This is a genomic window from Microbacterium sp. Root61, from assembly GCF_001427525.1.
Classification (GTDB): domain Bacteria; phylum Actinomycetota; class Actinomycetes; order Actinomycetales; family Microbacteriaceae; genus Microbacterium.
Genome location: NZ_LMGU01000001.1, coordinates 1,200,103 through 1,225,968, shown reverse-complemented (window position 1 = coordinate 1,225,968; position 25,866 = coordinate 1,200,103). Strand labels below are relative to the sequence as shown.

Here is a 25,866-nt window from a genome sequence, read left to right as displayed (position 1 = left end):
AGGGGCTTGACAGGCTTGAACTTGCACCGCCCCAGTCGGGTCGCGCGTGGGGATCCGTTACGGCCGCCACGGGACTACAGTGACGCCCATGAAACGAATCTGGCCGTTCGTGGTTCCCGGCGTGCTCCTGATCGCCGTCGGGTTGGTGTGGACCCTGCAGGGTCTCAACGTGCTGGGTGGGTCGGCGATGAGCGGGTCCACCATGTGGGCCGTCATCGGTCCGATCGTTCTCCTGGCCGGAGTGGCGCTGATCTGGATCGGGATCGCCCGCCGACGCCGGTCGGAGTAAGTTGCGCGCAATCGGGCATCGCAGTCAAGGTCAGCTCTTCTGCAGTGCTTGCGCGAGCATCACGAGGATGCCACTGGGACCGCGGAGGTATGTGAGCTTGTAGACGTCCTGGTAGTTGGCGACGCCCCGGAGCGGGTAGCAGCCGTGCTTCGCGGCGATCTCCAGCGCGGCGTCGATGTCGTCGACGGAGAAGGCAACACGGTGCATGCCGATCTCGTTCGGAAGTGTGGGGTGCGTCTCGATCGCATCGGGGTGGATGTACTCGAACAGCTCCAGCTGCCCGTGCCCGTCGGGCGTTTGGAGCATCGCGATGTTGGCATGGTTGCCGTCCAGCCCGACCGCGGTGTCGGTCCACTCGCCACTGACCGTGTCGCGGCCGACGACGGTGAGACCGAGGTCGGTGAAGAAGGCGATGGTTGCTTCGAGGTCGCGTACGGCGATGCCGACGTTCTCCAGTTTGATGGCCATGCCGTGCACGCTACCGAGAAGTGCCGACGTCCTCCAGCAAAGCGCCGGTGTGCTCACGTCGTCTGTCGAGAGCAGCATCGCGGGCGAACACCACGGTGTACACAGCGCCAATCGTCGCGAATGAGGCGAACGCGAGCATGAAGCCGGTTCAGCGGGTCCAGAAGTCCTCGGGGCGTGCGCCCGGACGAAAGCCGAAAGACTCGACCATCGCCATCGCCTCCGGAAAGTTCGCGGCGAGCGACTCGGATCCGTGCGCGTCGCTCCCGAACGTCACCGCGCGTCCACCCTCTTGGGCCCACCACTGCGGCATCCACGGCCAGAGGCGCCGGGTATTCATCTCCAACGCACGCCCCGAGCCCGCGATCGAGCGCATCGCCGCCCGGAACCCCCCTTCGAACCGTCGCGGATCGAACGGTCCGGCGGCGTCGACCGGCCATGAACGCACCGCGTAGTCGATGTGCGTGAACACTTCGAATGAATCCGATCCGTCGACCATCCGGGGGATCTCCTCCAGATACGCCCACATGACGTCATCCGCCGGCCGATGGCGGTACAGCGTCTTCGGCTCGGTCCGGTCGCCGTCCTCGAAGGGAAGCATGTGCAGCGACCCGTTGACGCGGTCGATCACGCCGCTGGACAGCAGCGCGGCCGCGTCACGGTCCCACAGGTGCGGCTGCCCGAACTCGACACCGGTGAGAATTCGGAGCTGCGGATGCTCGTGACGACAGCGGTCGATTGCCTCCAGATACCCGGCCACATCGAAGGGCGGGAGCCGCACGTATCCGGCGTCGTCGACGTACTTCTGGCCGTGGTCACCGATGTCGCCGTCATCGACGCGCCAGGAGTCCTCGAGGTCGAGATGCTCTGTGAAGACGACGGCCGACAGCCCGATCCGCACCGCCCGGGCGCAGATGCGGCTCATCGACCCCGCGGATGCGGGATCCGATCCGCTGTCCCACGACCACTCGCTGTGGACATGGGAATCGGCGGGCAAGGTCGTCATCTCGCCGAGACTAGTCCTCAGGCACGCCCGGGCTCAGCCTCGGGCGTTGTCGGGCCACGCGTATTCGGAACCGGATGCGGTGCGTTCGAGGATGCCGAAATCGACGAGGTATCGACGCAACCGGGCCGTGTCCGGATCGAACGGCGCGAGCCGTTCGTTCAGCTCACCCTCGGCCAGTCGTTCCGCGGGAGCCACGGCTCGGCCCGCGATGAAGCGAAGGAGCGCCACCCGTTCGCCATGGTTGGTCGGATACCGGTCGATCGTGCCGTCGCGCCGCAAGAACTTCTCCGGCCCGGTGCGCGGTCGGTGTCCAGCATCCTGCTTCAGCAATGCGAGCAGGCGCTCATCGACGGCGACGACGTCGTCGCCGTCACGGCGGACCAGACCCGCGCTTTCGAGTTGACCGAGGATCCGCACCCGCTTGGACGGGCTGACGGCGCCGGCATCCGGAACAACGCCGAGCACGATCTGCGCGTACACAGTCCGGGCATCGGCGCTCGCGAGGAGCGCGACGATCGGACGCCAGGCGTTGGAGTCGGGGTTCGTCATGGTGCCAGCGTATGGCGAGGGTCGACAGCGGTCGCGTTGTCAGTTGATGATCTCGCCGCGCTCGTCGGCGCGGAGCAGGGCCAGTCGTTCGCGCCACGTCTGGAGAGCCTCGGGCGTCAACCGGGTCCAGTCGGTGACTTCACCGACGACCTTGATCGGCGCAGTGCTTCGGTAGGAGCGCGTCGGATTGCCGGGGAACTTCTTGTCGGTCACGTTCGGGTCATTCTCGAACGGCCCGGTGGGCTCGACGATGTAGACACGGGGAGCAGCGTCACCCGGCGCAAGCTCGGCCGCGAGGCCGGCGCCGTCGGGAAGAGCCGTGAAGTAGATGTGGTTCATCACGACTTCAGGGCGGTAGTTCGACCGGAAGCCCGCGGTCAGGAGGTCTCCGTCGTGCAGGTCCGCCTTCGTGCCGTGAAAGAACGGCCCCTCATCCAGTGCGTGAGTCACTGCGACAGCCTAAGCGGATCTCCCACCTCGCGACGCTGGCGCACCCGCAGCGGCCTCGTTATGGTCGAGACATGACCGCACCCGTTGTGACGGAGCAACCCGCGCAGGTGAAGGCCCGCTACCGCATCAGTCGCCTGGGCGTCTTCATCGCCGGGGTCATCGTCATCCCGATCGTGCTGAGTGTCGCGACGAACAGTTGGGGTCCACTCACCGTCGACAGCGCGATGCGGATGGCTTTCGGCGCCGTAGCCGGTCAGACGATCGTCATTTTGAGTGCGATCACCATCGTCGTCCTGACCGTGACACGGCGCTACGCGATCGCGACCATCGTGGTCGTGAGCATCATCGCGATCGTGATCATTTTGAACGCGACATCGGCGATGGCCAGCACCGGCGACATGCTGCTCTCACGGCTCGACAGAATCGCCGAGGTCGACCTGCTCAACCGATAGGTCGGCCCCGCTGCACGGCCTTACTCGGGCGTCCCGCCTTCCGCTCGCATCTCGGCGATCCGTTGCGCCTGCCACTCGTGGATATCGCCCAGCCACTCCAGCGGCGCCGAGGGGCCGACGCGCGGGTCTTCGGGATCGCGCCCGTCTCGCAGCGCCTGCACGTAGGCGCGATCCAGGTCGATGCGTGCTCTCAACTGCCCGTCGCCACCGACGGATCCGTGCCCGGGGATGATGGCATCCGCTTCGTTGACCACGCTGTCGAACAGGTCGAGCGCGGCCAAGTAGTCCTCGAGCGGATGCTCCGCCTGCAGGTCGAGGAACGGCATCAGGATGTCGGACAGCATGTCGCCGGCGACGAGGACCCGACTGTCTTCGATCAGCAGCGCGGCGTGCCCGGGCGCGTGGGCCCGGTGCTCGAGGATCCGGACGGTCGGGCCGTCCCACGGAACCTCCGTGGCGCCGTCGGGCAGACCGGTGATGAGGCCGAGCTGTTCCATCGGAATGTCGTCCGCGTATTCCGGCGGCAGCCCCTCGGCGACCTGGTCCTTCCAGTCCGCGTGCGTCAGCACTTCCCGGATGGATGCCGCGCAGCGGGCGGTGCCGTAGCGTGGGGCGTCGCCGAAGTAGCTGTGCCAGAGCAGATGGTCCCAATCGGGATGCGTCGAGAATCCGGCGACGACCGGCTCACCCAGCTCGCGAAGGTCGTGCGCCAGGTCGGCCATCTCGTCCACCGTGATGCCCGGATCAATCAGCAGAACTCCGGCCCAGCCCCGCACGACGACGGCATTGCTCTGGATGAATTCGCTCTCGTGGACGAGCACGCCCTCGGCGACCTGATTCAGCACTGTGATGCCTCCCAACGGCGATGCTCCCGCGTGTCGAGACGGTAGTGCGTGGCGGTTGGCACGTCAACGGGTCGAGGCAACGCGGGGATCAATGACCCTGCGTTTCCCGACTCTCGACTACGCGGCGGAGGACGCAGGCGCCGAGCCCGCGTCGCGGCCGGTCGCGGTCAGCGCCTGACGCAACTCGCGCGGGGTGTTCCCGGTGTGGCGCTGAAGGTGTGCCCGCATCGTTGCAGGGCTTGAGAAGCCGGCGCGCAACGCGATCTCCCCGTTGGATGCAGCCGGATCATGAATGAGGAGCATCTCCGCCGCAAGAGCACGGCTGCGTGCGATGAGACGCCCCACGGACTCATGACCGGCGAAGCATCGATGCAGGTGGCGGACCGATACATGCAGCTCGTGCGCGAGTACCTCCACCGAGAACGACGGGTCGCGGTGTCTGGTACGAATCACGGCGATCGCCATCGCCCGAACAAGTGCGTCCGGCGGCTGGATCGACGCTTCCGCGTGCGACGCCGCTGAGCGTCCATCCGACATAGAAACGGATGCTGTCGCTTCCATCGTGCGCGTCTCCTTTGACCGTCCGAGAAAAATGATCCTCAACTGGTCAGTGGCCGCAGGAAGCGGATCCTTACAGAACGGCTCGAAGAATTTCTCGGGAAAGTCAGACCGCGTCGCGGAGCCGCGTGGTCTCGGTGAGTCGTTCCTCGAGCGTGGGCGCGTATCCGGGACGCAGCTCGCGCAGTGCGGAGTCGTAGACCGCTTGCGCCGACGCCTCGTCGCAGTCGAGCAGCGTCGCGAGGCTGATGACGGCTTCGGCGTCGGACTCCGCGGCGGCGACCATCTCGGCCACCGCGACCAATGAAGCACCCGCGGCGATCTGTGCGCGAAGCCGCTGCACCTGGAGGTCGAGCATGCGCCGCCGATCGTCCGGGCTGGACGACCGGCCCCGCCAACGCTCTCGATACCGGGCGATCTGCGCGCTCGATAGGTCGACGGCCAGGGGGTGCTCGGGGCGCAGATTCAGCCCGACCATGATGGCGTGAAGATCATGCCGCCCAGGCACGAGGTCAGCCCGCGTTCCCTGATTGAGCGCGACGGACACACGGGCATACTCGCCGGGGTCGAGGGGAACGGCAGGACCGTGGCCCATACTGGCCCAGCTGAAACCGAAGTCAGTCGTGCCGGGCTCGGTGAACACGCCCACGACGTGGAACCCATCGCCATCCGGAATCCAGCGAGTATCGCCCGTGTTCACGATGTCGATGACGTATTCGTCGGCGGCCGCATCCGTCGTCGTCATCATGGGCGGCCAGCGCAATTCCAGACTGCTACGTCGCTCCGCGCGACTCTTGCGGAGCGACACTGTGCCGGGAATGACCTGCGCGATGGCGTCGGCTGCCCCGGTGTTCACCTGCGCCAGTCGCCACGTCTGAAGCGCGGCATCAGTGGGGGAGCCGAGCAGGAGGAATCCTCCTGCAGACGGGCGCTTCAGCACCCGCCAGCCCTCAGAAGGCGCGTCGACCGCTGACTGCTCGTCTACCAGGAACCCGAGTTCGCTCGCCAGCGCCGCCAGCGGGAATCCGTCCTGGGTGAGAGCCGAACGATCAATGTCGATGTCACCGAGCTGGGGCGATTCATCCGCTGACTCCATCGCCCCATACTTGCATCTCGTGGAAATCGCCCGGGCCGGTTGAGTTCGAATCAGCGTGTAACGCTCGATCGTCTGTCGGACAATTCAGAGTATGAGCGCAGCCGACGAGTCAGAGGACGCCGGCGTGGTGCATCTCATCCCGGTCTATCAAGCGGATGGCCTGACCGAGATCGGAGAGTTCCAGGTCGGCGGCGGAACCTCGCTGTCAGCTCTCCGGGTCGTACTGGAACGCCCGCACTTCCTGGGCGCACCGGCACGCGACGGCGATCTTCGCGGCCCATTCCAGGGCGGCTTCGCGGGACGGCAGTTCGAGCACCGTGTACCCGCCCTCGAGCTGCCTCGTCTGAGGGTAGGTGCCTTCGGTGACGGTGCCGTCGCCGTCGACCATGACCGGTGGGATGCTCTCATCGATGCCGCCGCCGAACACCCAGACTCCGGCATCCTTCGCTTCCTGCACGACCGCGTGCGAGGCATCCGAGACGGCCTGGAATTCTCCGTCGGGGATGACCATCGCGGCACTTGGGAACGAGATCAGGTACTTCGTCATCATCCACTCCTCTTCGCGCTTCTAGACCGGACCATCCTCGCCCATGCGTTCGTCCTTCCGCCAGATCGACCGGGGTGGGCGCCCGATGACGCACCGCCAATGCCCCAGCTACGGTGACCGGCTGAGCGTCAGTTGACGGCGGACGTCAGGCGCGCGATCCCGTCGAGGAACGTGGCCTTGGCCGGCTCCTTCCGCCATTCCTCCAGGGTGAGCTGGCGTCCGGCATCCCGGTATCCCTGCTCGACCTGTCGCATGCCGGCGACGAACGATTCGCCGAGCACCATCAGCGAGACCTCCATGTTGAGGCTGAACGAGCGGATGTCCATGTTGCTCGACCCGATCACGGCGATGTTGTCGTCGATCGAGAAGTGCTTGGAGTGCAGGATGTACGGCGCCGGGTAGAGGAAGATCTTCACGCCCGCCTCGAGCAGCACGTCGTAATAGGAGCGCTGCGCGTGGTAGACCAGGCCCTGGTCGCCGATCTCCGACACGAACAGCTGCACCTCGAGTCCGCGTTGGCAGGCGGTCGTGATCGCGTAGACCATGGCTTCGTCGGGGACGAAGTACGGACTGGTCAGGATGACCTTCTCGGTCGCGCCGTAGATGAGCGACAGGAACAGCCGCAGGTTGTTCTCGGTCTGATAGCCCGGCCCGGACGGCACGACCTGGCAGACGACGGCGTCGGATGCGGTCTCGACGGGGATCTCCGACACGCGGACGTGCTCGGTGTCCATGAGGTTCTCGTCGGTCTCGATGAGCCAGTCGGAAAGGAACACGGCATTGACGGATGCCACGACGGGGCCGGTCAGCCGGGTCACCAGCTCCTGCCACTTCAGTCCGCGCTTGATGTTCTTCTCGGAGTTGTAGGTGCGATCGATGAGGTTCTGTGACCCCATGAAAGCCACCGTTCCGTCGACGACCACGATCTTGCGGTGGTTGCGGAGATCGGGGCGCTGGTACTTGCCCTTGAACGGCATCACCGGCAGCATCCATGCCCACTTCACGCCGATCCGGTCCAGCTCCGCGAACGTCTCCTTCGAGCGCGGCATCTTGGCCGAGGAGATGTGATCGGCGAGCAGCCGCACGGTCACTCCGCGCGCGACGGCGCTCTCCATCGCGGAGAAGAACCCCCGCGTGGTGTCGTCCCACGACACGATGAAGAACTCCACGTGCACGAAGTTCTTCGCGGAATCGATGGCTGTCGCCATCGCATCGATCGACGCCTGGTAGTCGCCGTACAGGGTGGCGCGATTGCCCGACACCGCCGGGAGTGCGGTGAGGTCTTCGTTCTGCTGGGCGACGCGCTGGAACCAGCGCGGCCAGGTCGACTCATCCGCCATCACGCCGCCCGGCGCCTTCGCGGCCCGGTCCCGGATGAGTGCGTCGATACGCGCCTGCTCGTCGCGGCGCTTCTTCGGCAGAGTGAAGTTGCCGATCACGAGGAACAGCAGAATCCCGATGAAGGGGATCAGGAAGATCGCGAGCAGCCATGCCATGGCGGCGGTCGGCTTGCGGTTTCGCGGAATGAAGATCAGCGCGAGGATCTTGATCGCCAGGTCCGCCAGGACGGCGGCGGCCCAGATCACGTTGGCGAGGACTACGCCGTCCATCGTGCTCCTATCGGGTGTGAGGGCAGGGGGTACGTGCACGGTGTTGAGGATGACGCTATCGATGCGCGTGACGTATCGGCGTCATCCGCGGGGGGTGACGTCGAAGAGTGGGCCACGCGATCGTGCGTCGGGTACCCAGATCTCCCGGTTCAGTGCAGTGCGCGCTCCGAGATGTAGGCGCGGAGGACCTGCTCGTCATCGGGCAGGTCGGTCACGCGCTGCGGAGCGTCCAGGAGCGCGCGGGTGGCGGCATCCATCTCCTCCGGCGTGCCCAGCGCTTCGGCGATCAGGTCCGCGAACTTCTGCGGCTTCGCCGTCTCGAGCACGAGCATCGGCACTCCGGGCTCGACGTGGTCGCGTGCGACCTTCGCGCCGTCCGCGGTGTGCGGATCCAGCGTCACGCCACTGTTCTCGAAGAACGTGCGGATCGTGGCGAGGCGGTCCTCGTGCGTGCTCGTGCCGCTCACGAAACCGAACTCGGGCAGCAGCCGGTGCTGCTCGGACGAGAGGTCGATCTCACCCCGAGTGTCGAGCTCCTGCCAGGCCGCTGCCGTGCGCTGCGGGTCGCGTCCGAGCAGGTCGAAGACGAAGCGCTCCAGGTTGGACGCCCGGGACACATCCATCGACGGGCTCGAGGTGGCGAGCGTCCGCTCGGCCGAGCGCGGGCGGTAGTGGCCGGTGCGGAAGAACTCGTCCAGCACGTTGTTCTCGTTCGAGGCGAGCACGAGCTTGCGGACGGGAAGCCCCATGCGCTTCGCGTAGTACCCCGACAGGATGTTGCCGAAGTTGCCCGAGGGGACGGCGAACGACACCTCGAAACCGGTGCGGTCCTGCGCGGGGAGCGCATCGGTGGCCCGCAGCCACGCCCAGAAGTAATACGCGATCTGGGCCGAGATGCGACCGAAGTTGATCGAGTTGACCGCGCCGATGCTGTGATCCCGCTTGAAATCGAGATCGGAGGCGAGCTGCTTGACGAGGTTCTGGCAATCGTCGAACACGCCGTCGATGGCGATGTTGTGCACGTTGTCGTCGTGCAGCGAGTACATCTGCGCGCGCTGGAAGGCGCTCATCCGCCCCTGCGGCGACAGCATGAAGATCGAGATCCGGTCGCGGCCGTGCAGGGCATGCTCTGCGGCGGAACCGGTGTCGCCCGAGGTCGCACCGAGCACATTCAGGACGCGGTCGGACTTCGCCAGCACGTACTCGAGCGCCTCGCCGAGGAATTGCATCGCCATGTCCTTGAACGCGAGAGTCGGCCCCTCGGACAGACCCACGAGCGTCATGCCCTCTCCGATGTCGCGGAGCGGCACGACCTCGTCGGCCGCGAACGTGCCGCCGCCGTACGCGGCCGCGCACAGCCGGGCGAGATCCTCGCGCGGGATGTCGGTTGCGAAGAGCCCGATCACTTCGGTGGCCAGCTCGGCGTAGCTCAGGGAGCGCCAACGCTCGAGTGTGGCGGCGTCGATGTGGGGGAGCTGCTCCGGAACGGCGAGGCCGCCGTTGGGCGCGAGCCCCTCCAGCAGGACGTCACAGTACTGCCCGAGCGAATCGCCTCGTGTGGAGATGTACTGCAAGATCCCGAGCCTCGGTTTTCTCTGGGGTGCCGGTTCGTTGCTCTCCATCGTATGGGCGCGAGGGACGAACGGCGATTGAACGCCGGAGACAGCGGGTGCCTCATCCCTTGGGCTGCGCCCGGTACGTCGATGGGCTCACCCCGTGGAGCCGGCGGAAGTGTCGCGAGAAGTACAGCGGGTCGGCGTACCCGACGGCGGAGGCGACCTCGCCGACGGGCAGCGCGCTGGTATCCAGGAGTTCCCGCGCGCGCGCCATCTTCAGCGACGTGTGGAATGCACCCGGTCCGCCTCCGGTCGCCTGGCGGAACAGCGCGCTCAGGTGCGAGGGCGACACCTCCACGATGCCCGCTAGTTCCGCAACGGGGATCTCGCCGTCGATCCGGGTCTCGAGGTACCGCATGGCCCGCTCCACAGCGGAACCCTCCGCCGGCAGCACGACGTCGGCCGCTATGCGCGCGAGCAGGTTCCAGGCGACTCCCGAGGCGGCCAGCAGCTGCGCGGGAGAGAGTCGACGCTCCATCAGACTCACCAGCTCATCGAAGAGGGCGACCACCCGATCGAGTGTGCGCAGCCGGGCCGGCGCCGTGGCGTGTGCGGTGAGCTCGGCGACGTCGGAGCCGCGGGCGTGCAGCCACCAGATCGTCCATGGATCCTCCGGATCGGCGAGGTACTCGTGCGGCGTCGCAGCGGGGATCGCGATGCAGACGCCCGTGGTCAACAGGAACCCCTCTCCGCCGAACGCGACCGTGCCCCGACCGCCCACGCAGACGATCACGATCGTCTCGGCCGAACCCAGGGCCCGCAACCGCCGGTGGCCACGCGCGACCGGGAAGAACCCGGCATCCGTCACCAGCAGCCGCCGGGTTCCGGGTCGGACCAGTGCCGCGTCGGCCTGGGGCCGCGGCAGCACGCCCAGGCGCTGATCCGCGAAGCCCTCGGTGCGATACTCCGGCAGTGGTGGTGTCATCGTTTCGTCCATATCATTCGTCGATCTGACCATACCCAACCGGCCGACGACCTCCTAGCGTCGACAGTGGCTCGCTCGGCGGGTCCTTCCTCTGTTCCGGCCGACCACGTCGGCCGGACGTACCCAAGGAGTCGGCGATGACCGCTGAGCTGAACGACCCGCGCGATGCCGCGTACGACGAACTGACGCTCCCCGATCCGCCCGCTGAGCTGCGGACAGTGCTCGAGAACGGCGCCGCCGTGGCGTGGAGCGAGGCCCTCACCATCCGCACGTACGAGGCGGGTACGCCGAGTGCGTATCCGATGTTCTTCGATCATCGCGTCTACCAGGGCTCCAGCGGCAAGGTCTACCCGATTCCGTTCACGGAGAGCGTCGCCGACGAGCCCGTGCTCCGCGACTGGCAGGCGGTGCACCTGGAGAACGCCTACGTGCGACTCGTCGTGCTGCCCGAACTGGGCGGCCGCATCCACATCGGGTACGACAAGATCACCGGGCACGACTTCTTCTATCGGAACAACGTCATCAAGCCTGCGCTCGTAGGGCTCGCCGGTCCGTGGATCAGCGGCGGCGTCGAGTTCAACTGGCCGCAGCACCATCGGCCGGCGACGTACCTGCCCGTCCAGACGACGATCGAGAACGGCGCGGACGGCTCCGTGACCGTGTGGTGCCACGATCACGATCCGTTCGCCCGCATGTCGGGGCAGCACGGGGTGCGGCTGCGCCCCGACAGCTCCGTCGTGGAGGTGGTGGTGCGACTGCACAACCGCACCGATGAGCGCCAGACGTTCCTGTGGTGGGCAAACGCGGCTGCCCGGGTGCACGACGACTACCAGTCGTTCTTTCCGGAGGACGTCCGCTACGTCGCCGATCACGCGCGCCGCGCCCTCACCGCGTTCCCGGGTGCGGATCGGTCGTACTACGGCGTGGACTACCCGGCGCGCGCCGAGGACGAGCCGGACGCACACCGCATCGACTGGTATCGCAACATCCCGGTGCCGACCTCGTACATGATCGTCGACTCGCAGCAGGACTTCTTCGGCGGCTACGACCATGCCGCCGGTGCCGGGTTCGTGCACTGGGCGGAACGCCGGGTGTCGCCGGGCAAGAAGCTGTGGACGTGGGGCGACGCTCCGTTCGGCCACGCCTGGGACGATCAGCTCACCGACGGCGACGGCCCGTACATCGAGCTCATGGCGGGCGTCTACACCGACAACCAGCCCGACTTCACGTGGATCCTCCCGGGCGAGACAAAGGTCTTCTCGCAGTACTGGTACCCGGTGCCGGCGATGGGCACCGCGCACCAGGCGACTCCGGATGCCGCGGTGCACGTCGAGCGCAGCCCCCGCCTCGTCGCGACCTTCGCCGTGACCGGACCTCAGCCCCGGGCAACGCTGCGCGTCCGACAAGGAGGCGAGGTCGTCGCGAGCCGGACCCAGGACCTGACGCCGGGGGAGCCCGCGGCCATCGAGGCCGACGTCACCGCCGACGAGGACCTCAGCGTCGAGCTGCTCGATCGCGACGGACGGTTGCTCGTGCGGTGGACGCCCACCGTCGTCGCGGATGAGGAGTCGTGGGTGGCGGACGAGCCGCCGCTGCCCGAGGCGATCGAGTCCGTCGAGGAGCTGTACCTCACGGGCCTCCACCTCAGCCAGTACCGGCACCCGACGCGGTCACCGCTGCTGTACTGGAACGTCGCGCTCGAGCGCGATCCCGCCGACGTGCGCGTCAACCTCGCGCTCGCCGACCGCGAGTACCGACTCGGCCTCTACGAGAGTGCGCTGGCACGCATCGACATCGCGCTGGCCCGTCTCACGCGACGCAACGCTAATCCCCAGGACGCGGAGGGCTTCTACCTGCGCGGTCTCGTCCTTCGCCGCCTCGGGCGTACCACGGAGGCGGAGCAGGCGTTCGGCAAGGCGGGGTGGGACGGCGCGTGGGCCGCTGCCGCCGGCTTCGCGCTGGCCGAGTCCCTCGCGTTCCGGGGGCAGAACCGGTCAGCGCTGCGGGTGCTGGACACGCTCGACGGCGTGGTCGCCCACGACACCCGCCGCATCGCCCTGCGCGCCATCATCCTGCGGCGCCTCGGGGATGAGGCATCCGCCCGTCGACTTCTTCTCGACGCGCTGCGGATCGATCCGCTCGATGCGACGATGCGGGTGCTCGCCGGCGTCGACGTCGGCCCGGGCGCCGGGCTTCTGTTCGACGTCGCGCTCGATCTCCGCAATGCCGGCGCGACCGACGCCGCGCTGGAGGTGCTCGCTCAGGCCGTCGCAGTGCCGGTCACCGCGTCGGGCAACCTGAGGCCGGTCGCTCACTACGTCGCCGCCGGGATCCTCCAGCATCAGGGAGCGCTGACAGATGCCGCGGCTCACCGTGCGGCGGCACGCACCACCGATCCGACCTGGGCCTTCCCCCACGGTCTCGATGCGCTGGACGCCCTGGAGTCGACGCTCGCCGCGGAACCCGCGGACCCGGTCGCGCACGCGCTCCTCGGCATGCTGCTGTACGCGCACGGTCGCCGCCGTGAAGCAGTCGAGCACTGGGATGCTGCGATCGAGCTCGGCGGGTCCGACCCTGTGCTGCTGCGCAACGCGGCGCTCGCGGAGTACAACATCCGTCACGACGACGAGGCCGCGTGGCGGCGGTATGCGCAGGCGATCGCGCTGGCGCCGGAGGATGCGCGCCTGCGGTACGAGCAGGACCAGCTCGCCGGTCGGCTCGGCCAGTCGGTCGCCGAGCGGCTGGCACGGCTCCGCGCGGTGGAGTCGCTCGTGCTGACGCGAGACGACCTCACGATCGAGTACCTCCAGCTCCTGGTCGCGGAGGGCGCCATCGATCGCGCGGAGGAGATCCTCACCGACCGGCGCTTCCACCCGTGGGAGGGCGGGGAGGGGAAGGTCCTCGCCGCCTGGGACGCGGTGCAGTCGGCGCGGGGGCGCGATCTCTGCGATCCGCCCGCGAATCTCGGTGAGACCCGGTCGCCGTTCGTTCCGCCCGCGACGCGACGAGACGATGGTGTCACGGACTACTTCGCCACCAGCCTGCCCGAGCTGCTGCTGTTCGCCCGCGAGTAGACGTCCGATCTCCGTGTTCTCGAAACGCGGTGGACCGGCGGATGTCCCGACCCTATTCTGGCCTTCATGGATGCGTCATCCGGATCACGGATCGACCTGCTCGAGGTCGTAGCGGCCGCTCTTGCGGAAGAGGCGCCGGTGACCGTCGGCACCATGTTCCGCAGTCCCGGCATCCGATCGGGAACGAAGATCGTCGCCTTCCTCGGTCATGGCGGCAGGCTCATCGTCAAGGTGCCGCATGCCCGCGTGGTGGCCCTGATCGAGACCGGTGAGGGGGAGGCCGTGACCATGGGCGCGCGAACGATGCGCGAATGGGTGGCGCTGCCGCCGGGTGCGGAGGACGACCAGACGCTCGAGCGCTGGGTTCCCCTGGCCAAGGAAGCGCTCGAGTTCGTCGGCTCGGCCTGATCCCGGCGCGGCTACCCCGGCAGCTGCTTCAACCGCTTCTTGGCCTGCTTCTCGACGAGCACGGCGACGAAGTCACGGACGTGGGCGTCGCGCAGCTCCTCGTAGGCCTCGGCCACGGTGGCGCGCACGGTGTCCGCGGGAATCGAGGGGAAGCGGACGGACAGGCGCTGCACGATCTCCTCGATCGTGGCGGCCTCCTCGATCTCGTCTGTCATCGTGAACCCCTCGGGAGTGGACTGTGACTCACACGGTAGCGGCGCGGGCGCTGCGCAGCCACCGGAATGAGGAATTCGCCGCAGGCCCCGATGCCGAAAAACTGTGAACGCTCCCAGTCGGCGCGCGTAGCGTCCGATCATGAACGCACAATTGCCGGGCGATCGCGCAAGCGGCACCGGCGGCGAGATGCGATGAGGCATCCGAAATGCCCGGCATCCGCAGCACCATTCCCACCGCGCGCACCGACGATCGACCGGCCGCGAGCGAATTCACCGAATTGTCGAAAATGATCCGCGATCGCGGACTCCTCGCTCGCCGATACGGCTACTACTGGACGAAACTCGTCGCCGCCCCCGTCCTGCTCGGAGGGCTCGTCGTCCTTTTCATCTTCGTCGGCAACACGTGGTGGCAATTGTTCACCGCCGTCGGTTTCGCGATCCTGTTCACCCAGATCGCCTTTCTCGGTCACGATGCGGCGCACCGGCAGATCTTCGTCTCCGGACGATGGAACGATTGGATCAGTCTTGTCCTCGGCGACCTTCTCGTCGGGATGAGCTACGGATGGTGGCAGCACAAGCACACGCGGCACCACGCCAACCCCAACAAAGAGGGCGCCGACCCCGACATCGACCTCCCCGTACTCTCCCTGACGCACGATCAGGTGCAGCAACGCCGGGGGCCGCTGACCCAGTGGCTGCTGGCGCACCAGGGCGTCTTCTTCTTCCCGATCCTCCTGCTGGAGGGGCTGTCCCTCCACGCCTCCAGCGTCCGCCGTGTGAGCATGCGTGCGCACGTCGATCGTCGGCCCGCGGAGATCGCGTTCCTCGTGCTGCGGCTCGGCGGCTACCTCACCCTGGTGTTCCTGGTGCTCTCCCCGGGGATCGCGGCGGTGTTCCTCGCGGTGCAGCTCGGCCTCTTCGGCTTCTACATGGGCGTCTCATTCGCCCCGAACCACAAGGGCATGCCACTGGTACCGCGCAACATGCGGCTGGACTTCCTGCGTCGCCAGGTGATGATGAGCCGCAACATCCGCGGCGGACGCTTCGTCGACGTGCTGATGGGCGGGCTGAACTACCAGATCGAGCACCATCTGTTCCCCTCGATGCCGCGACCCGAATTGCGTCGTGCCGCGCCGCTCATCGAGGAGTTCTGCCGCGCGCACGGCGTTCCGTACACGCAGACGACGTTGTTCGCGTCGTACGCGATCGTCGTGCGTTACATCAACCGCGTCGGCCTGGGGGAGCGCGACGTCTTCGCATGCCCCCTCGTGGAGGCGCGGCAGTCGATCTGACTCCGAGGCGTCAGTGCGCCGCTTCGTAGGCCTCGATGACGGATGCCGGTACCCGGCCGCGCTCGGAGACCTGGAAGCCATTGGACTTGGCCCACGAGCGGATCGCGGAATAGTCCTGCTGGCCGGAGCGGCGCCGCGGGCGGGCAGATGCCGAACTCGTCCGACGGGCCGAGGAGATGCTGCGCGCCGCCGAGACGTACGGCTCGAATGCCTCGCGCAGCGCGGCTGCGTTCTCCGCGGTCAGGTCGATTTCATAGGCGACGCCGTCGAGAGAGAAATGCACGGACTCTCCGGAGCCGATTTCGATTACGGTGCCATCGAGATCGTCGATGAGCTGGTGAACGATTTTGCGAGCCATGGCATGAACTTTATGCGCAATATGCGGTGTCGCGGAATACCGTGCGATGAATACCGCCGACGAATGTCGTGGGCTATCCCCGACGCATTGTCGCAAAGGTGAAAGGACGTCTAAGGAAGAATTCCGGCGCGACGCGCCTTGGCGACCGCCGCGTGGCGGGTCGAGGCATCCAATTTCGACATCGCGGAGGCGAGATACGACTTGATCGTGACCTCGCGTAATCCCAGCGCGGTCGCGATCTCGGCGTTCGTGGCGCCCAGCGCGACGGAAGCGAGCACGTCGACTTCGCGTGGCGCCAGACGCACGCCACTCGCGGCTCCCGCCGCTTGATCTCCTCGCGACAGCGCCGCCAACCGGCGTTCGAGATCCTGGATGCGGGCACGCAGGCCTTCATCGTGCACGCTCGCCGCGATGCTGCGCAGCTCGACGTAGCTCTCGCGGAGCTCTTCGCGGGCGGCCGGCGCGAACGCCGGCACCTCGGTGGTGGGAGGCATCAGCGCGAGCCGGCGCTCGACCTCGTCACGCACGCGGAGTTCGGTGGCCAGTTCGTCCGCCACACCGAAGGCCGGGCGCACGGCGGCGTCGCCCATGGATTCTTCCGCCCACGAGCCGCAATAGATCACGCCGCGGGTGGCGCCGGCGACGACCACCGGGATGGCGAACAGAGTCGCGATGCCCTCGCCGAGCACGGCGGCGTCGTAGTCGTGGGTGATGCCGCGGGCCGACCGGTAGTCGGGCGCGAGGCGTGGTCGCTTCTCGACCGAGGCGCGACCGCCGAGGCCGCGCATCGACTTGACGACCAGCCCGTCGAGGCTGCGGGAACGTGCACCGACGATCGAGGTCACATGGATATCGCCCTCGCGCGCGAGACCGCCGAAGCCGATCGGGAAGCGTGTGCGGCGCGTGAGCTCTGCGACGGACCGTGCCAGCAACTGGACGTCCGATTCGCTGCCCGTTCGTGCGACCACGCACTACCTGCCTCTGGGTGGGACGACTGCCGTGCCGTCCGATGTGGGGACGACTTTACCATCGGCCTCGGCGGGCGTCGCGGGATGGCCCACAGTGAGAAGGGGCCTCCCGCACTCGCGGGAGGCCCCTTCTGCGCCGCGGACGGCCTACACGTCCGCGTCGCGTTCCAGCTCCAGCAGGAACCGCTTGATGTCGGGGCGGCCGCCGTACTCGCCGATCGAGCCGTCGGAACGCACCACGCGGTGCACCGGGACGACGATGGAGAAGGGAGTGTTCGCGCACGCGGTGCCCACGGCCCGCGCGGCGCGCGGACTGCCGGCCGAGATGGCGACCTCACCGTAGCTCGCCGTCTCGCCGAACGGGATGTCGATGACGGCCTGGAGCGCGTCGCGCGTGAACCCGCGCACGAGGCGCCAGTCCAGGTGCAGGTCGAACGCCGTGCGCTCACCGTCGAAGTACTCGTCGAGCTGGTCCACGGCCTCCTCCGCCACACTCTCGTCGGGGACGATGTGGCCGGACAGCTCGAGGCCGACACGCTGGAGCTCGAACCCCACCGGGCCCTCGAACGGATGCAGTGTCACGATGCCGTCGTCGCCGGTGACGATCAGGATGTCGCCGATGGGGGAGGGGGTGACGCGGAAGCGGAATTCGGTCATGTCACCATCCTGGACGCGCTCGGCCGTCCCGCCACCGTGGAAGCGCGAGATTGCGCGGTGATGGCCGCTCCTGGGGCCTGGGGAGGAACGGCTGGTCACGCGGCGTGTCGGGGAATCGCGCGAAACTCGGGCGGGATACGGGGTACGACGACGACCCGCACGTAGGGTGGCAGATGTGTGGCGAGCTGATGGAAACACCGTGATGGGCCGGGAGGATGCGGCGACCGCGGTGACCGTGAACCCCGGAGATCTCGGCTTGGCCGAACCCGGGGTGACCGTCATGCACGTGGCCGAACCGGAACGCGATCGGCTGCGCACACAGTCCGCGGAACTGGGCGGCCGTTCCACGCTGCTGCACCTCTCCGACGCCGATTCCGGGATCGAGATCACGAAGGCGCACCCGGGCAGCCTGCCGCAGTTCATCACCGGCCGCTCCACTCTTCTGTCGAACCTGTTCCGTGACGAAGTGGCGCTGCGCAACGCGCGTCTCGCGGCCGAACGGATCACCGCGAAGAACGTCGAGCTGCGCACGGCGCGCGGCATCGATCCGGTGCACCTCGCGGTCGGACTCGCGTCCTGGAGCATCGAAGACGTGTCGCATGCCGCCCCGGTGCTGCTGCGTCCGCTGGCTATCCGTCGCCACCACACCGACTTCGAACTCAAGCTGCACGGCACCTTCCTGGTCAACCCCGAGCTGTTGCGCGCCTTGCGTACGCACTTCGGCATCGCGCTGGACGGCACCGCGCTGGCCGCGCACGCCTACGACGAGGGCGTCTTCAAGCCGCAGCCGGTCATCGACCATCTGCGCGCACTGACAGCCTCCATCGACACCTTCACCGTGCATCCGCGGCTCGTGGTGTCGACGTTCGCCGACGTCGGGTCCGCGATGGAACGGGATGCCGCAGACCTGGATCACCCGATCCTCAACGCGCTCGCCGGCCACCCTGCCGACCGCGAGTCGCTGTCGTTCCGACGCGATGTGCCTGCGGCCGCCAACCCCGACGAGCGAGCCCCCGCCGCGGATACCCTGCTCCTGGACGCGGATGCCGAGCAGGAAGCGGTCCTGGCGCGCATCGCCGCCGGGCATTCGCTCGCCGTGCACACGCTGCCCGGGACCGGTGGCACCCAGACCGTCATCAACACGGTCGGATCCCTCGTGCGCGAGGGCAAGCGCGTGCTCGTGGTCAGCGCCCGTCGCTCCACCATCGAGGGCGTGCGGCACCGGCTGGCCGGCATCGGCCTGGACGGCCTGGCCGTGTCGCCGCGGCACGTGCGGCGCGACCTCATCCGCGCGATCGGTCGCAACGAGAAGGCCGAGCAGCCGCGGGTCTCCGACATCGATGATGCCCTCGTTCGCCTGCGCGGCGTCCTGCGGGACTATCGCGGCGCGGTGACGCAGCAGCATCCGTCCCTCGGCGCGTCCACGCTCGACGTCCTCGGCGCCCTGACGGCGCTGGCGGCGAAGAGCCCGGCGCCCTCCACCGCCGCCCGATTCGACGTGCGCACACTCGAGCGCCTCGCCGCCGCCCGCCCGACGGCCGCGGCCAAGCTCGCGGCGGCCGCCCGCCTCGGAGAATTCCGCTTCGGTCCCGACGATTCGCCTTGGTACGGGGTGTCCTTCGCCACCACCGAAGCCGCGCGGTCGGCGCACGTGCTGGCTGCCCGCCTGCACCGCCACGACGTCCCGTCGTTGCTGGAGCGCGGATACGAACTGATCGCCCAGACGCGGATGCGCCCGTTCCGCACGATCTCCGAGCTCGGTGTCTACCTGCGCGTGCTGCAGGGCATCCGCGACTCGCTCGATCGCTTCAGCCCGACGGTCTTCGAACGCCCGCTCGGTGAACTGATCCAGGCCCACGGCCCGCGGCGCGATGCTCCGCAGATGACCAGCACGAACCGGCGCCGGCTGAAGCGGCTGTCGCGCGAGTACGTCCGCCCGGGCGTCCACATCGCCGATATGCACGAGGCCCTGGTGCGCGTGCAGCACCAGCGCACCGAGTGGCAGCGCTACGTCGCGGCCGGCGTCATCCCGGAGGTTCCCCTGGGCCTGGGCGACGTGCACGTCGCGTGGCAGCGCGTGGATGCAGACCTCACCGACCTCGATTCGATCCTGAGTCGTACCGGCGCCGAGCGCCTCGCGACCCTCCCGGTCAAGACGCTCGTACGGACCCTGGCCGGCCTGGCGGCCGAGTCGGACTTCTTCGACAACCTCGTCGAGCGCGCCACACTCCGCTCCGAGCTCGCCGCTCTCGGCCTCGAGCCGCTGCTGTTGGAGATGTCGGTCCGCCACGTCCCCGAGGACCGCGTCGGCGACGAGCTCGAGTTCGCCTGGTGGCAGTCGGCGCTGGAGCACCTGCTGCGCACGGACCGGGCGCTGCTCGGCGCGAACACGGCTGTCGTCGACCGCTTGGAGCGCGACTTCCGACTCGTCGATGAAGCCCACGCGGCGGCATCCGGCCCGCTGCTCGCCGCCCAGCTGGCGACCCAGTGGCGCATCGGCATCGTGGATGAGCCCGGCGAAGCCGAGGCGCTCAAGCGTGCGCTGAAGGACGGCATCTCGGCGCCCGAAGAGCTCATCGCCGTCGCACCGACACTGATGCGCACGCTCGCGCCGGTTTGGCTCGCGTCGCCCTACGACGTGCCGATGATCCCCGACCGCTTCGCCTTCGACGTCGTCGTGATCGCGGATGCCGCGGCCCTCTGCCTCGCCGAGGCCGCACCGGCGCTGCGTCGGGCTCGTCAGGTCGTCCTGTTCGGCGACCCCGTCACGCAGAAGCCGACCCCGTTCCGCGTGGCCGCGGGCGCCCCTCTCGAGGGCGAGCCCGAGGAGCCGCCGTTCGACTCGGTGTCGGTGTTCGAGCGCCTCTCCGAGCTCGTGCCGGTCGAGACGCTGACCCGCAGCTACCGCGCCGGCGGTGAAGACCTCGCCGAGCTCGTCAACGGGGCGTTCTACGGCGGCGAGATCGTGTCGCTGCCGTGGGCAGGTTCGTATCTCGGCCGCGGCAGTCTCAGCGTCGACTACGTAGAAGGCGGAACCGGCGCGCCCGATCCGATCAGCGGCGCCGTGGAGAGCCCGAACGCCGAGGTGGCGCGCGTCGTCACCCTTGTCGTCGAGCACGCCGTCAACCGCGGCAGTGAGTCGCTCATGGTCGTGACCGCGAGCTCGAAGCACGCCGAGCGCGTCCGCGCCGCGGTGGATGCCGCGTTCGCCGGCCGTGCCGACGTCGCCGACTTCGTCTCGCGCGACACCGCCGAGCCCTTCGCCGTGCTCAGCCTCGAGGAGTCGGTCGCCGAGAGCCGCGACCGCGTCATCTTCTCGCTCGGCTTCGGCCTCACCAAGCACGGCCGCGTGCTCAGCGACTTCGGCGACCTGTCCACGCCCGACGGTGAACGACTGCTGACGGTCGGGATGACGCGTGCCCGCCGTTCGATGGTTATCGTGTCCTCGATCCGCCCCTCGTCATTCGACGACGGGCGCCTCGAGCACGGTGCCGCGACGCTCATGGGCATCCTCGGAGGCATCGCCGCCCGCGGCCGCGATGCCCGGCTCGAGGACCTCGCCGACCCGCTCACCCTCGCGCTCGCCCGGGAGCTGCGCCGTCTCGGCGTCTCGGTCGACGTGCACTACCGCGGACTGCTGCCCCTGGTCGCCCAGTACGACGGCAAGGCCGTCGTCGCGGAGAGCGACCCGGAGACCGTGGGGGAGTCGCTGCGCGAATCGCTGCGCCTGCGTCCGCAGATCCTGCGCAGACTCGGCTGGCACTATGTGCGCGTGCACTCCTTCGACCTCTACAGCGACCCCGCCGCGGTCGCCACCCGGATCGCCGCCCTGCTGGGCGTCGAGCCTCAGGCCCCCACGGTCGACACCGACACGCAGCCGATCGATGTCCCCGAGTGAGCGTCAGCGCGTAGAGAAGGTCCCGGGCTCACGTCGGGCCAAGCTCACACCCGCGCCGGGATCCACCGCTGAGCCCACTGCCGCGGACGAGGAAGCCTCCGGGGAGCCCGGAGCCGCAGCATCCGGACCCAACGACGACCGCATGCGACAGGACGTCCCGCCGCACTACTGAGGCCGCACGGCGCCGCTTCGTCGGAGATAGCCACTTCGTCGGCTCGACACGGCGCTGATTCGTCCGACAATGTGGTGATCTCCGAGATCGGGGAAACACGACAGGGTCGAGGTATCCGCGGGTCGTCGATCGCATGCGCCAGGACGGCCGCCGCACTACTGACCCGACGCAGCCTCCGCGTCGGGAATCGCCACTTCGCCGGTTCGACGCGGCGCTGATCGGTCCGACAATGTGGCGATATCCGACATGATGGGGCCGCGCGACAGGGGCGCGGGGCTGCCGGACCAGACGACGACCGCACACGTCGGAGCTTCTAGCCGCACGAGTGCCGCGAAGAGACGAACCGTTTCGTCGGAGATCGCCACTTCGTCGGCTCGGCACGCCGCTGATTCGTCCGACAACGTGGCGATCTCCGACGTTGTGCGGCGGCGCGACAGGGTCGCAGGGGCGTTGGGTCAAACCTTGGGGGACTGCTTCTCCAGCAGGTCGCGGATCTGCACGAGCAGCTCGGTCTCGGTGGGCATCGCTTCGGGCTCATCGGGCACGCCCGCCTTCGCCGCGGCGCGCTCCTTCATGATGTTCATCGGGTGCACGAAGACGAAGTAGACGACGAGCGCGACCGCGAGGAAGGCGATGAGCGCGTTGATGAGGTCGCTGATCGGGAATGTGACCGGACCCCACAGTCCGTTCACGGTGAAGCCGATCGTGCCGTTCTCGTCCGGCTTCCACACGAGTGCGATGAGCGGGTTGATGATGCTCGACACGATCGCGTTCACCACAGCCGTGAACGCGGCGCCGATGACGACGGCGACAGCGAGGTCGATGACGTTTCCGCGGAGGATGAACTCCTTGAAGCCTTTGATCATGTGATTCTCCTCACCTGTCGCCGGCTGTCGCCGATCATGTTGCGGATGTTGCGGTCGAGGCCTTCGCCTCGGACTTCGATGATGCCGAAGATGAGCTCGAGTCGCTACCCGAAGAGCTCGCCGCCGGCACGCTGCTGGAGGTCGATCCGCCGGCCGCCGCGCGAGAGTCGGTGCGGTAGAAGCCCGAGCCGTTGAAGGTGACGCCGATCGAGCCGTACTCCTTGCGCAGTTCGCCCTTGCATTCGGGGCACTCGGTGAGGGTCGGATCGGCGAAGGACTGGACCGCGTCGAAGCGGTGGCCGCAGTTCTTGCAGGCGTAGGCGTAGGTAGGCATGAGCTCTCTTGGGCAGGTCAGCGCCGCGTCGGCGCGAGGGTGATCGTCTGGGTGGGGGTGATGACCCCGGTGACGGGCTGGTCGTGAAGGTCGCGCGGAACCTCGTCGAGGAGCTCCGAGTCGTAGATGACGGCGTAGACGGGCGGGCAGCCCTCCATCGAGCCGAGGGTCTTGTCGAAGAATCCGCGGCCCCAGCCCAGCCGCGTGCCGGTGCCGTCCACGGCGGCGGCGGGGATGATGAGCAGGTCGACATCGTTGACCGCGATCGGACCGAGCAGTTCGCCGACCGGCTCGGGCAGACCGAACAGTCCCTCGCCGATGTCGCCGTCCGGCGTTGCCACGGCCCAGTCCAGCAGCCCGTCCTTGCGCGTGACGGGCAGCAGGACACGGATGCCCCGGCCCACGGCATCCGTCACGAATTCGCGGGTGCCCGGCTCCGTGGTGGTCGACAGGAAGCACGAGATCGACTGTGCTCCGACGCTCGCCACGAGCTCGTCGAGCTGGACCTTGATCCCGGCAGCCGCGGCATCCAGCGCCGTCTGCGAGAGCAGCTGGCGTCGCTCGCGAAGCTCAGCTCGCATTGCGCGCTTGGCATGACCGATGTCGTCCGACATGCTCTCGATTCTAGGCCGCTGGGGCATCACGGGCGTGCGGAGCGTCGTCGGGCGCCTCGCTAGAGTGGTGCCATGTCGCACAAGTCTTTCAAAGCCGTCATTCCTGCCGCGGGCCTCGGGACGCGATTCCTGCCTGCCACCAAGGCGATGCCCAAGGAAATGCTGCCCGTGGTCGACAAGCCGGCGATCCAGTACGTCGTTGAAGAGGCCACGGATGCCGGGATCGATGACATCCTCATCATCATCGGCCGGAACAAGAACAACCTCTCCAACCACTTCGACTCGGTTCCTGAGCTGGAAGACAAGCTGCGGGCCAAGGGCGACATCGACAAGCTCAACAAGGTGCAGCGCTCGAGCGAACTCGCCGACATCCATTTCGTGCGTCAGGGTGAGCCCAAGGGTCTGGGTCACGCGGTATCCCGTGCCCGTGCCCACGTGGGCGACCACCCCTTCGCCGTGCTTCTCGGCGACGACCTGATCGATGAGCGCGACCCGCTGCTGACGACGATGCTCGCCCAACACGAGCGCACCGGCGCGACGATCATCGCCCTCATGGAGGTCGACCCAGAGCAGATCCACATGTACGGTGCGGCGGCCATCGAGGCGACCGACACGGACGACTTCGTGAAGGTCACCGGGCTCGTCGAGAAGCCGAGCAAGGAAGATGCTCCCTCCAACCTGGCGATCATCGGGCGCTACGTGCTCACCCCGGCAGTGTTCGACGTGCTCGATCACACCGAGCCCGGAAAGGGCGGCGAGATCCAGCTCACCGATGCGCTCCAGGAGCTCGCGACCCAGGAGGACGGACCCGGCGTGTACGGCGTCGTGTTCCGCGGGCGTCGCTACGACACCGGCGATAGAGTGGATTACATCAAGGCCATCGTGCAGCTGGCGTCCGACCGAGAAGACCTCGGCCCGGAGCTGCGACCCTGGTTGAAGGATTTCGCGGCCACCCTCTGACGTCGCTGTACAGGGAAGCCGCCCGGTCGAGGGAGTGACGTGGAGCTCACGACGCCTCATCACCACGGTCCGATCGCGCTGCGTCTCGTGCGTCCCCGCGACGCGCGGACCCTGCAGAACGAGCTGGTGACCAACCGCGCCTGGCTGCAGCCGTGGGAAGCGACGAACCCCGACGGTGCCGTGTCGTTCGATATGCGGCTCGGCATCAAACGCCTCCTGCAGCAGTACCGTGACGGCGCCGGCGCGCCGTTCGTCATGGAGTACAACGGCGAGATCGCCGGACAGCTCAACGTGTGGGGGATCGCGCGAGGCTCGCTCTCCTCGGCCACGATCGGCTATTGGGTGAGCCAGCGCTTCGCCGGCAAGGGGATCACGCCGACCGCCGTCGCGATGGCGACCGATATCGCCTTCACGGAGCTTCACCTGCACCGGATGGAGATCTGCATCCGTCCCGAGAACCACGCGAGTCTACGTGTGGTCGAGAAGCTCGGCTTCCGGTACGAGGGACTGCGCCGCGGGTTCATCCACATCCACGGCGATTGGCGCGATCACTACGCCTTCGCCCTCGTGCGTGAAGACGTTCCCGAGGGCGTGCTGCAGCGCTGGGTGCAGGGACGTGCGCCGCAGGATGCGGCGGCCATTCCGCCTGCGGATCGCCTGCACGCCTGAGCCGAGACATCCGCTCCACCGAATTGCTCGCTCGATGCGTGTCCGACACGCGCGGGGCTGACGGTGCAGGTGCGCATCGTCCCGTAGCGTGGGGTGCATGGGTGGGCAGGTGTTGGGCGGAGGCGTGATCGTTCTCGTCGCCGTGCTCCTGTGGCTGGTCTATCTGCTGCCGTCCTGGCACAGCCGCCACCAGTACAACGCCGCCGAACGCAACGCCGTCCGGCTGAGCCAGGCGCTGCGGGTGCTCGCCGAGACGAGCGAGACGCCGCAGGAGGTCCGCCTCGAACTCAATGCCCGCACAGCGCTCGCCCAGCAGCGCCTCGCAAAGCGCGCGCAGGCCGAGCGCGGCCACGCGGATCTCGAAGACGCGCGGCGTCAGCTCGCTGAAGCACGATCGCTACCCGCGGCGCGACAAGCCCGTGCGCGCCGCCGAGCCCGGCTGATCACACTGTTCGTCGGCCTCACCGCCATCGGACTGGCGATCTGGGGCGGTTGGCAGGTCGTGACGACGGGGTCTCAGCTGCTCCTGTGGTCCGCCGTCGCACTCGCGGTCGTCTGCGGCCTTCTGCTGCGGCAGATGGCGCGTGTCGGCTCACGGACGCACGTCCGCGTCGCGCAGACCGAGACCGTCGCTCGCCCCGCGCTGACCGTCCAGGACCTCGCGGTCGGGGGCGACCGCGCCGTGTGGACGCCGCGCGAACTGCCGCGTCCGCTCGTGTCCTCGGCCGGATCACGTGCCTCCGTCGTGCTCGACGGCGCCGAGGCGCGCGAAGCACTGCGTCAGGCCGCTCTCGAAGAATCGATGCGCGAACGCGCGTCGCGCCAGCGTCCGCCCTCGCTGGTCGAAGCGCGCCGCGCACGGGATGCCGCGGCCTTCGCCCAGATGGGCTACGTCGACGACGCCGAGATCGAGGCGCACGTGCGCCAGCTCCTGCAGCGTCGCGCCGCAGGAGCCTGACCGACGGTCGGCTTC

General features: G+C 68.1%; 27 protein-coding genes. 9 read left to right on the top strand and 18 right to left on the bottom strand.

Annotated elements, in window-relative coordinates; all coding sequences use genetic code 11:
• The first annotated feature begins 88 nt into the window (after positions 1-88).
• Positions 89-289 (top strand): hypothetical protein, encoded by a 201-nt coding sequence (locus tag ASD65_RS05995; RefSeq protein ID WP_056219809.1) that lies wholly within the window; start codon positions 89-91, stop codon positions 287-289.
• A gap of 30 nt (positions 290-319) precedes the next feature.
• On the opposite strand, the gene ASD65_RS05990 is transcribed toward ASD65_RS05995, so the two are convergent.
• The 4 genes from ASD65_RS05990 to arr form a co-directional block, all read right to left on the bottom strand.
• On the bottom strand, positions 320-757 hold the full coding sequence (locus ASD65_RS05990; protein WP_056224540.1) for a VOC family protein: 438 nt from the start codon (positions 755-757) through the stop codon (positions 320-322).
• Between the two features lie 148 nt (positions 758-905).
• Complete coding sequence (locus tag ASD65_RS05985) at positions 906-1,760, bottom strand: PHP domain-containing protein (RefSeq protein ID WP_056219806.1); 855 nt, start codon at positions 1,758-1,760, stop codon at positions 906-908.
• A gap of 33 nt (positions 1,761-1,793) precedes the next feature.
• The gene (locus tag ASD65_RS05980; RefSeq protein ID WP_082561588.1) at positions 1,794-2,309 is read right to left on the bottom strand and encodes a DUF2087 domain-containing protein; all 516 of its coding nucleotides are present in this window, start codon (positions 2,307-2,309) and stop codon (positions 1,794-1,796) included.
• Positions 2,310-2,348: 39 nt separating this feature from the next.
• Entirely contained in the window at positions 2,349-2,759 is a 411-nt protein-coding gene (gene arr / locus ASD65_RS05975; protein ID WP_056219803.1) for an NAD(+)--rifampin ADP-ribosyltransferase, read from the bottom strand.
• Positions 2,760-2,830: 71 nt separating this feature from the next.
• On the opposite strand from arr, the gene ASD65_RS05970 reads away from it, so the two are divergent.
• Positions 2,831-3,211 (top strand): hypothetical protein, encoded by a 381-nt coding sequence (locus ASD65_RS05970; protein WP_056219800.1) that lies wholly within the window; start codon positions 2,831-2,833, stop codon positions 3,209-3,211.
• Positions 3,212-3,231: 20 nt separating this feature from the next.
• Here ASD65_RS05970 and ASD65_RS05965 read toward each other — a convergent pair whose 3' ends face one another.
• The 7 genes from ASD65_RS05965 to ASD65_RS05935 form a co-directional block, all read right to left on the bottom strand.
• Positions 3,232-4,056: an MBL fold metallo-hydrolase gene (locus ASD65_RS05965; RefSeq protein ID WP_056219796.1), complete on the bottom strand. Its 825-nt coding sequence runs from the start codon at positions 4,054-4,056 to the stop codon at positions 3,232-3,234.
• Positions 4,057-4,173: 117 nt separating this feature from the next.
• Positions 4,174-4,617 (bottom strand): helix-turn-helix domain-containing protein, encoded by a 444-nt coding sequence (locus tag ASD65_RS18705; protein ID WP_082561587.1) that lies wholly within the window; start codon positions 4,615-4,617, stop codon positions 4,174-4,176.
• A gap of 103 nt (positions 4,618-4,720) precedes the next feature.
• On the bottom strand, positions 4,721-5,710 hold the full coding sequence (locus ASD65_RS05955; protein WP_056219790.1) for a hypothetical protein: 990 nt from the start codon (positions 5,708-5,710) through the stop codon (positions 4,721-4,723).
• 205 nt (positions 5,711-5,915) lie between these two features.
• Positions 5,916-6,257: a YciI family protein gene (locus ASD65_RS05950; RefSeq protein ID WP_056224535.1), complete on the bottom strand. Its 342-nt coding sequence runs from the start codon at positions 6,255-6,257 to the stop codon at positions 5,916-5,918.
• A gap of 128 nt (positions 6,258-6,385) precedes the next feature.
• A complete protein-coding gene (gene cls, locus ASD65_RS05945) occupies positions 6,386-7,867 on the bottom strand; it encodes a cardiolipin synthase (protein ID WP_056219787.1) in 1,482 nt (493 codons plus the stop codon).
• A gap of 149 nt (positions 7,868-8,016) precedes the next feature.
• A complete protein-coding gene (gene thrC, locus ASD65_RS05940; protein ID WP_056219784.1) occupies positions 8,017-9,441 on the bottom strand; it encodes a threonine synthase in 1,425 nt (474 codons plus the stop codon).
• Between the two features lie 100 nt (positions 9,442-9,541).
• Entirely contained in the window at positions 9,542-10,408 is an 867-nt protein-coding gene (locus ASD65_RS05935; RefSeq protein ID WP_056224532.1) for a helix-turn-helix domain-containing protein, read from the bottom strand.
• 137 nt (positions 10,409-10,545) lie between these two features.
• On the opposite strand from ASD65_RS05935, the gene ASD65_RS05930 reads away from it, so the two are divergent.
• Together ASD65_RS05930 and ASD65_RS05925 are read left to right on the top strand one after the other, a co-directional pair.
• On the top strand, positions 10,546-13,482 hold the full coding sequence (locus ASD65_RS05930; protein WP_056219781.1) for a DUF5107 domain-containing protein: 2,937 nt from the start codon (positions 10,546-10,548) through the stop codon (positions 13,480-13,482).
• A 66-nt stretch (positions 13,483-13,548) separates the two neighbouring features.
• A complete protein-coding gene (locus ASD65_RS05925) occupies positions 13,549-13,890 on the top strand; it encodes a hypothetical protein (protein ID WP_056219777.1) in 342 nt (113 codons plus the stop codon).
• Positions 13,891-13,901: 11 nt separating this feature from the next.
• On the opposite strand, the gene ASD65_RS05920 is transcribed toward ASD65_RS05925, so the two are convergent.
• Positions 13,902-14,105 (bottom strand): three-helix bundle dimerization domain-containing protein, encoded by a 204-nt coding sequence (locus ASD65_RS05920; protein ID WP_056219774.1) that lies wholly within the window; start codon positions 14,103-14,105, stop codon positions 13,902-13,904.
• Positions 14,106-14,311: 206 nt separating this feature from the next.
• On the opposite strand from ASD65_RS05920, the gene ASD65_RS05915 reads away from it, so the two are divergent.
• Positions 14,312-15,397: a fatty acid desaturase family protein gene (locus ASD65_RS05915; protein WP_156378786.1), complete on the top strand. Its 1,086-nt coding sequence runs from the start codon at positions 14,312-14,314 to the stop codon at positions 15,395-15,397.
• 10 nt (positions 15,398-15,407) lie between these two features.
• On the opposite strand, the gene ASD65_RS05910 is transcribed toward ASD65_RS05915, so the two are convergent.
• The 3 genes from ASD65_RS05910 to ASD65_RS05900 all read right to left on the bottom strand — a co-directional run bounded on the left by ASD65_RS05910 (position 15,408) and on the right by ASD65_RS05900 (position 17,380).
• Positions 15,408-15,755 carry a histone-like nucleoid-structuring protein Lsr2 gene (locus tag ASD65_RS05910; RefSeq protein WP_056219769.1) on the bottom strand — a complete coding sequence of 116 codons (348 nt, stop codon included), beginning with the start codon at positions 15,753-15,755 and terminating at the stop codon, positions 15,408-15,410.
• Between the two features lie 110 nt (positions 15,756-15,865).
• Positions 15,866-16,723 carry a helix-turn-helix transcriptional regulator gene (locus ASD65_RS05905; protein WP_056219766.1) on the bottom strand — a complete coding sequence of 286 codons (858 nt, stop codon included), beginning with the start codon at positions 16,721-16,723 and terminating at the stop codon, positions 15,866-15,868.
• A 147-nt stretch (positions 16,724-16,870) separates the two neighbouring features.
• Complete coding sequence (locus ASD65_RS05900; protein WP_056219763.1) at positions 16,871-17,380, bottom strand: methylated-DNA--[protein]-cysteine S-methyltransferase; 510 nt, start codon at positions 17,378-17,380, stop codon at positions 16,871-16,873.
• Positions 17,381-17,582: 202 nt separating this feature from the next.
• On the opposite strand from ASD65_RS05900, the gene ASD65_RS05895 reads away from it, so the two are divergent.
• Positions 17,583-21,278 carry an AAA family ATPase gene (locus ASD65_RS05895; RefSeq protein WP_056219762.1) on the top strand — a complete coding sequence of 1,232 codons (3,696 nt, stop codon included), beginning with the start codon at positions 17,583-17,585 and terminating at the stop codon, positions 21,276-21,278.
• A gap of 627 nt (positions 21,279-21,905) precedes the next feature.
• Here the strand turns inward: ASD65_RS05895 and mscL are convergent.
• The 3 genes from mscL to ASD65_RS05875 are packed head-to-tail and all read right to left on the bottom strand — an operon-like array spanning position 21,906 to position 23,264.
• Positions 21,906-22,316, bottom strand: a complete 411-nt coding sequence (gene mscL, locus ASD65_RS05885) for a large conductance mechanosensitive channel protein MscL (protein WP_056219754.1) — start codon at positions 22,314-22,316, stop codon at positions 21,906-21,908.
• Between the two features lie 34 nt (positions 22,317-22,350).
• Entirely contained in the window at positions 22,351-22,650 is a 300-nt protein-coding gene (locus ASD65_RS05880) for an FmdB family zinc ribbon protein (RefSeq protein ID WP_056219752.1), read from the bottom strand.
• A gap of 17 nt (positions 22,651-22,667) precedes the next feature.
• The gene (locus tag ASD65_RS05875; RefSeq protein WP_056219749.1) at positions 22,668-23,264 is read right to left on the bottom strand and encodes a 5-formyltetrahydrofolate cyclo-ligase; all 597 of its coding nucleotides are present in this window, start codon (positions 23,262-23,264) and stop codon (positions 22,668-22,670) included.
• A 72-nt stretch (positions 23,265-23,336) separates the two neighbouring features.
• On the opposite strand from ASD65_RS05875, the gene galU reads away from it, so the two are divergent.
• From galU to ASD65_RS05860, 3 genes are all read left to right on the top strand, one after another.
• Positions 23,337-24,224, top strand: coding sequence for a UTP--glucose-1-phosphate uridylyltransferase GalU (gene galU / locus ASD65_RS05870; RefSeq protein WP_056219744.1), 888 nt, complete (start codon positions 23,337-23,339; stop codon positions 24,222-24,224).
• A 39-nt stretch (positions 24,225-24,263) separates the two neighbouring features.
• The gene (locus ASD65_RS05865; protein ID WP_056219742.1) at positions 24,264-24,893 is read left to right on the top strand and encodes a GNAT family N-acetyltransferase; all 630 of its coding nucleotides are present in this window, start codon (positions 24,264-24,266) and stop codon (positions 24,891-24,893) included.
• Positions 24,894-24,990: 97 nt separating this feature from the next.
• On the top strand, positions 24,991-25,851 hold the full coding sequence (locus tag ASD65_RS05860) for a hypothetical protein (protein WP_056219739.1): 861 nt from the start codon (positions 24,991-24,993) through the stop codon (positions 25,849-25,851).
• Positions 25,852-25,866: the final 15 nt, after the last annotated feature.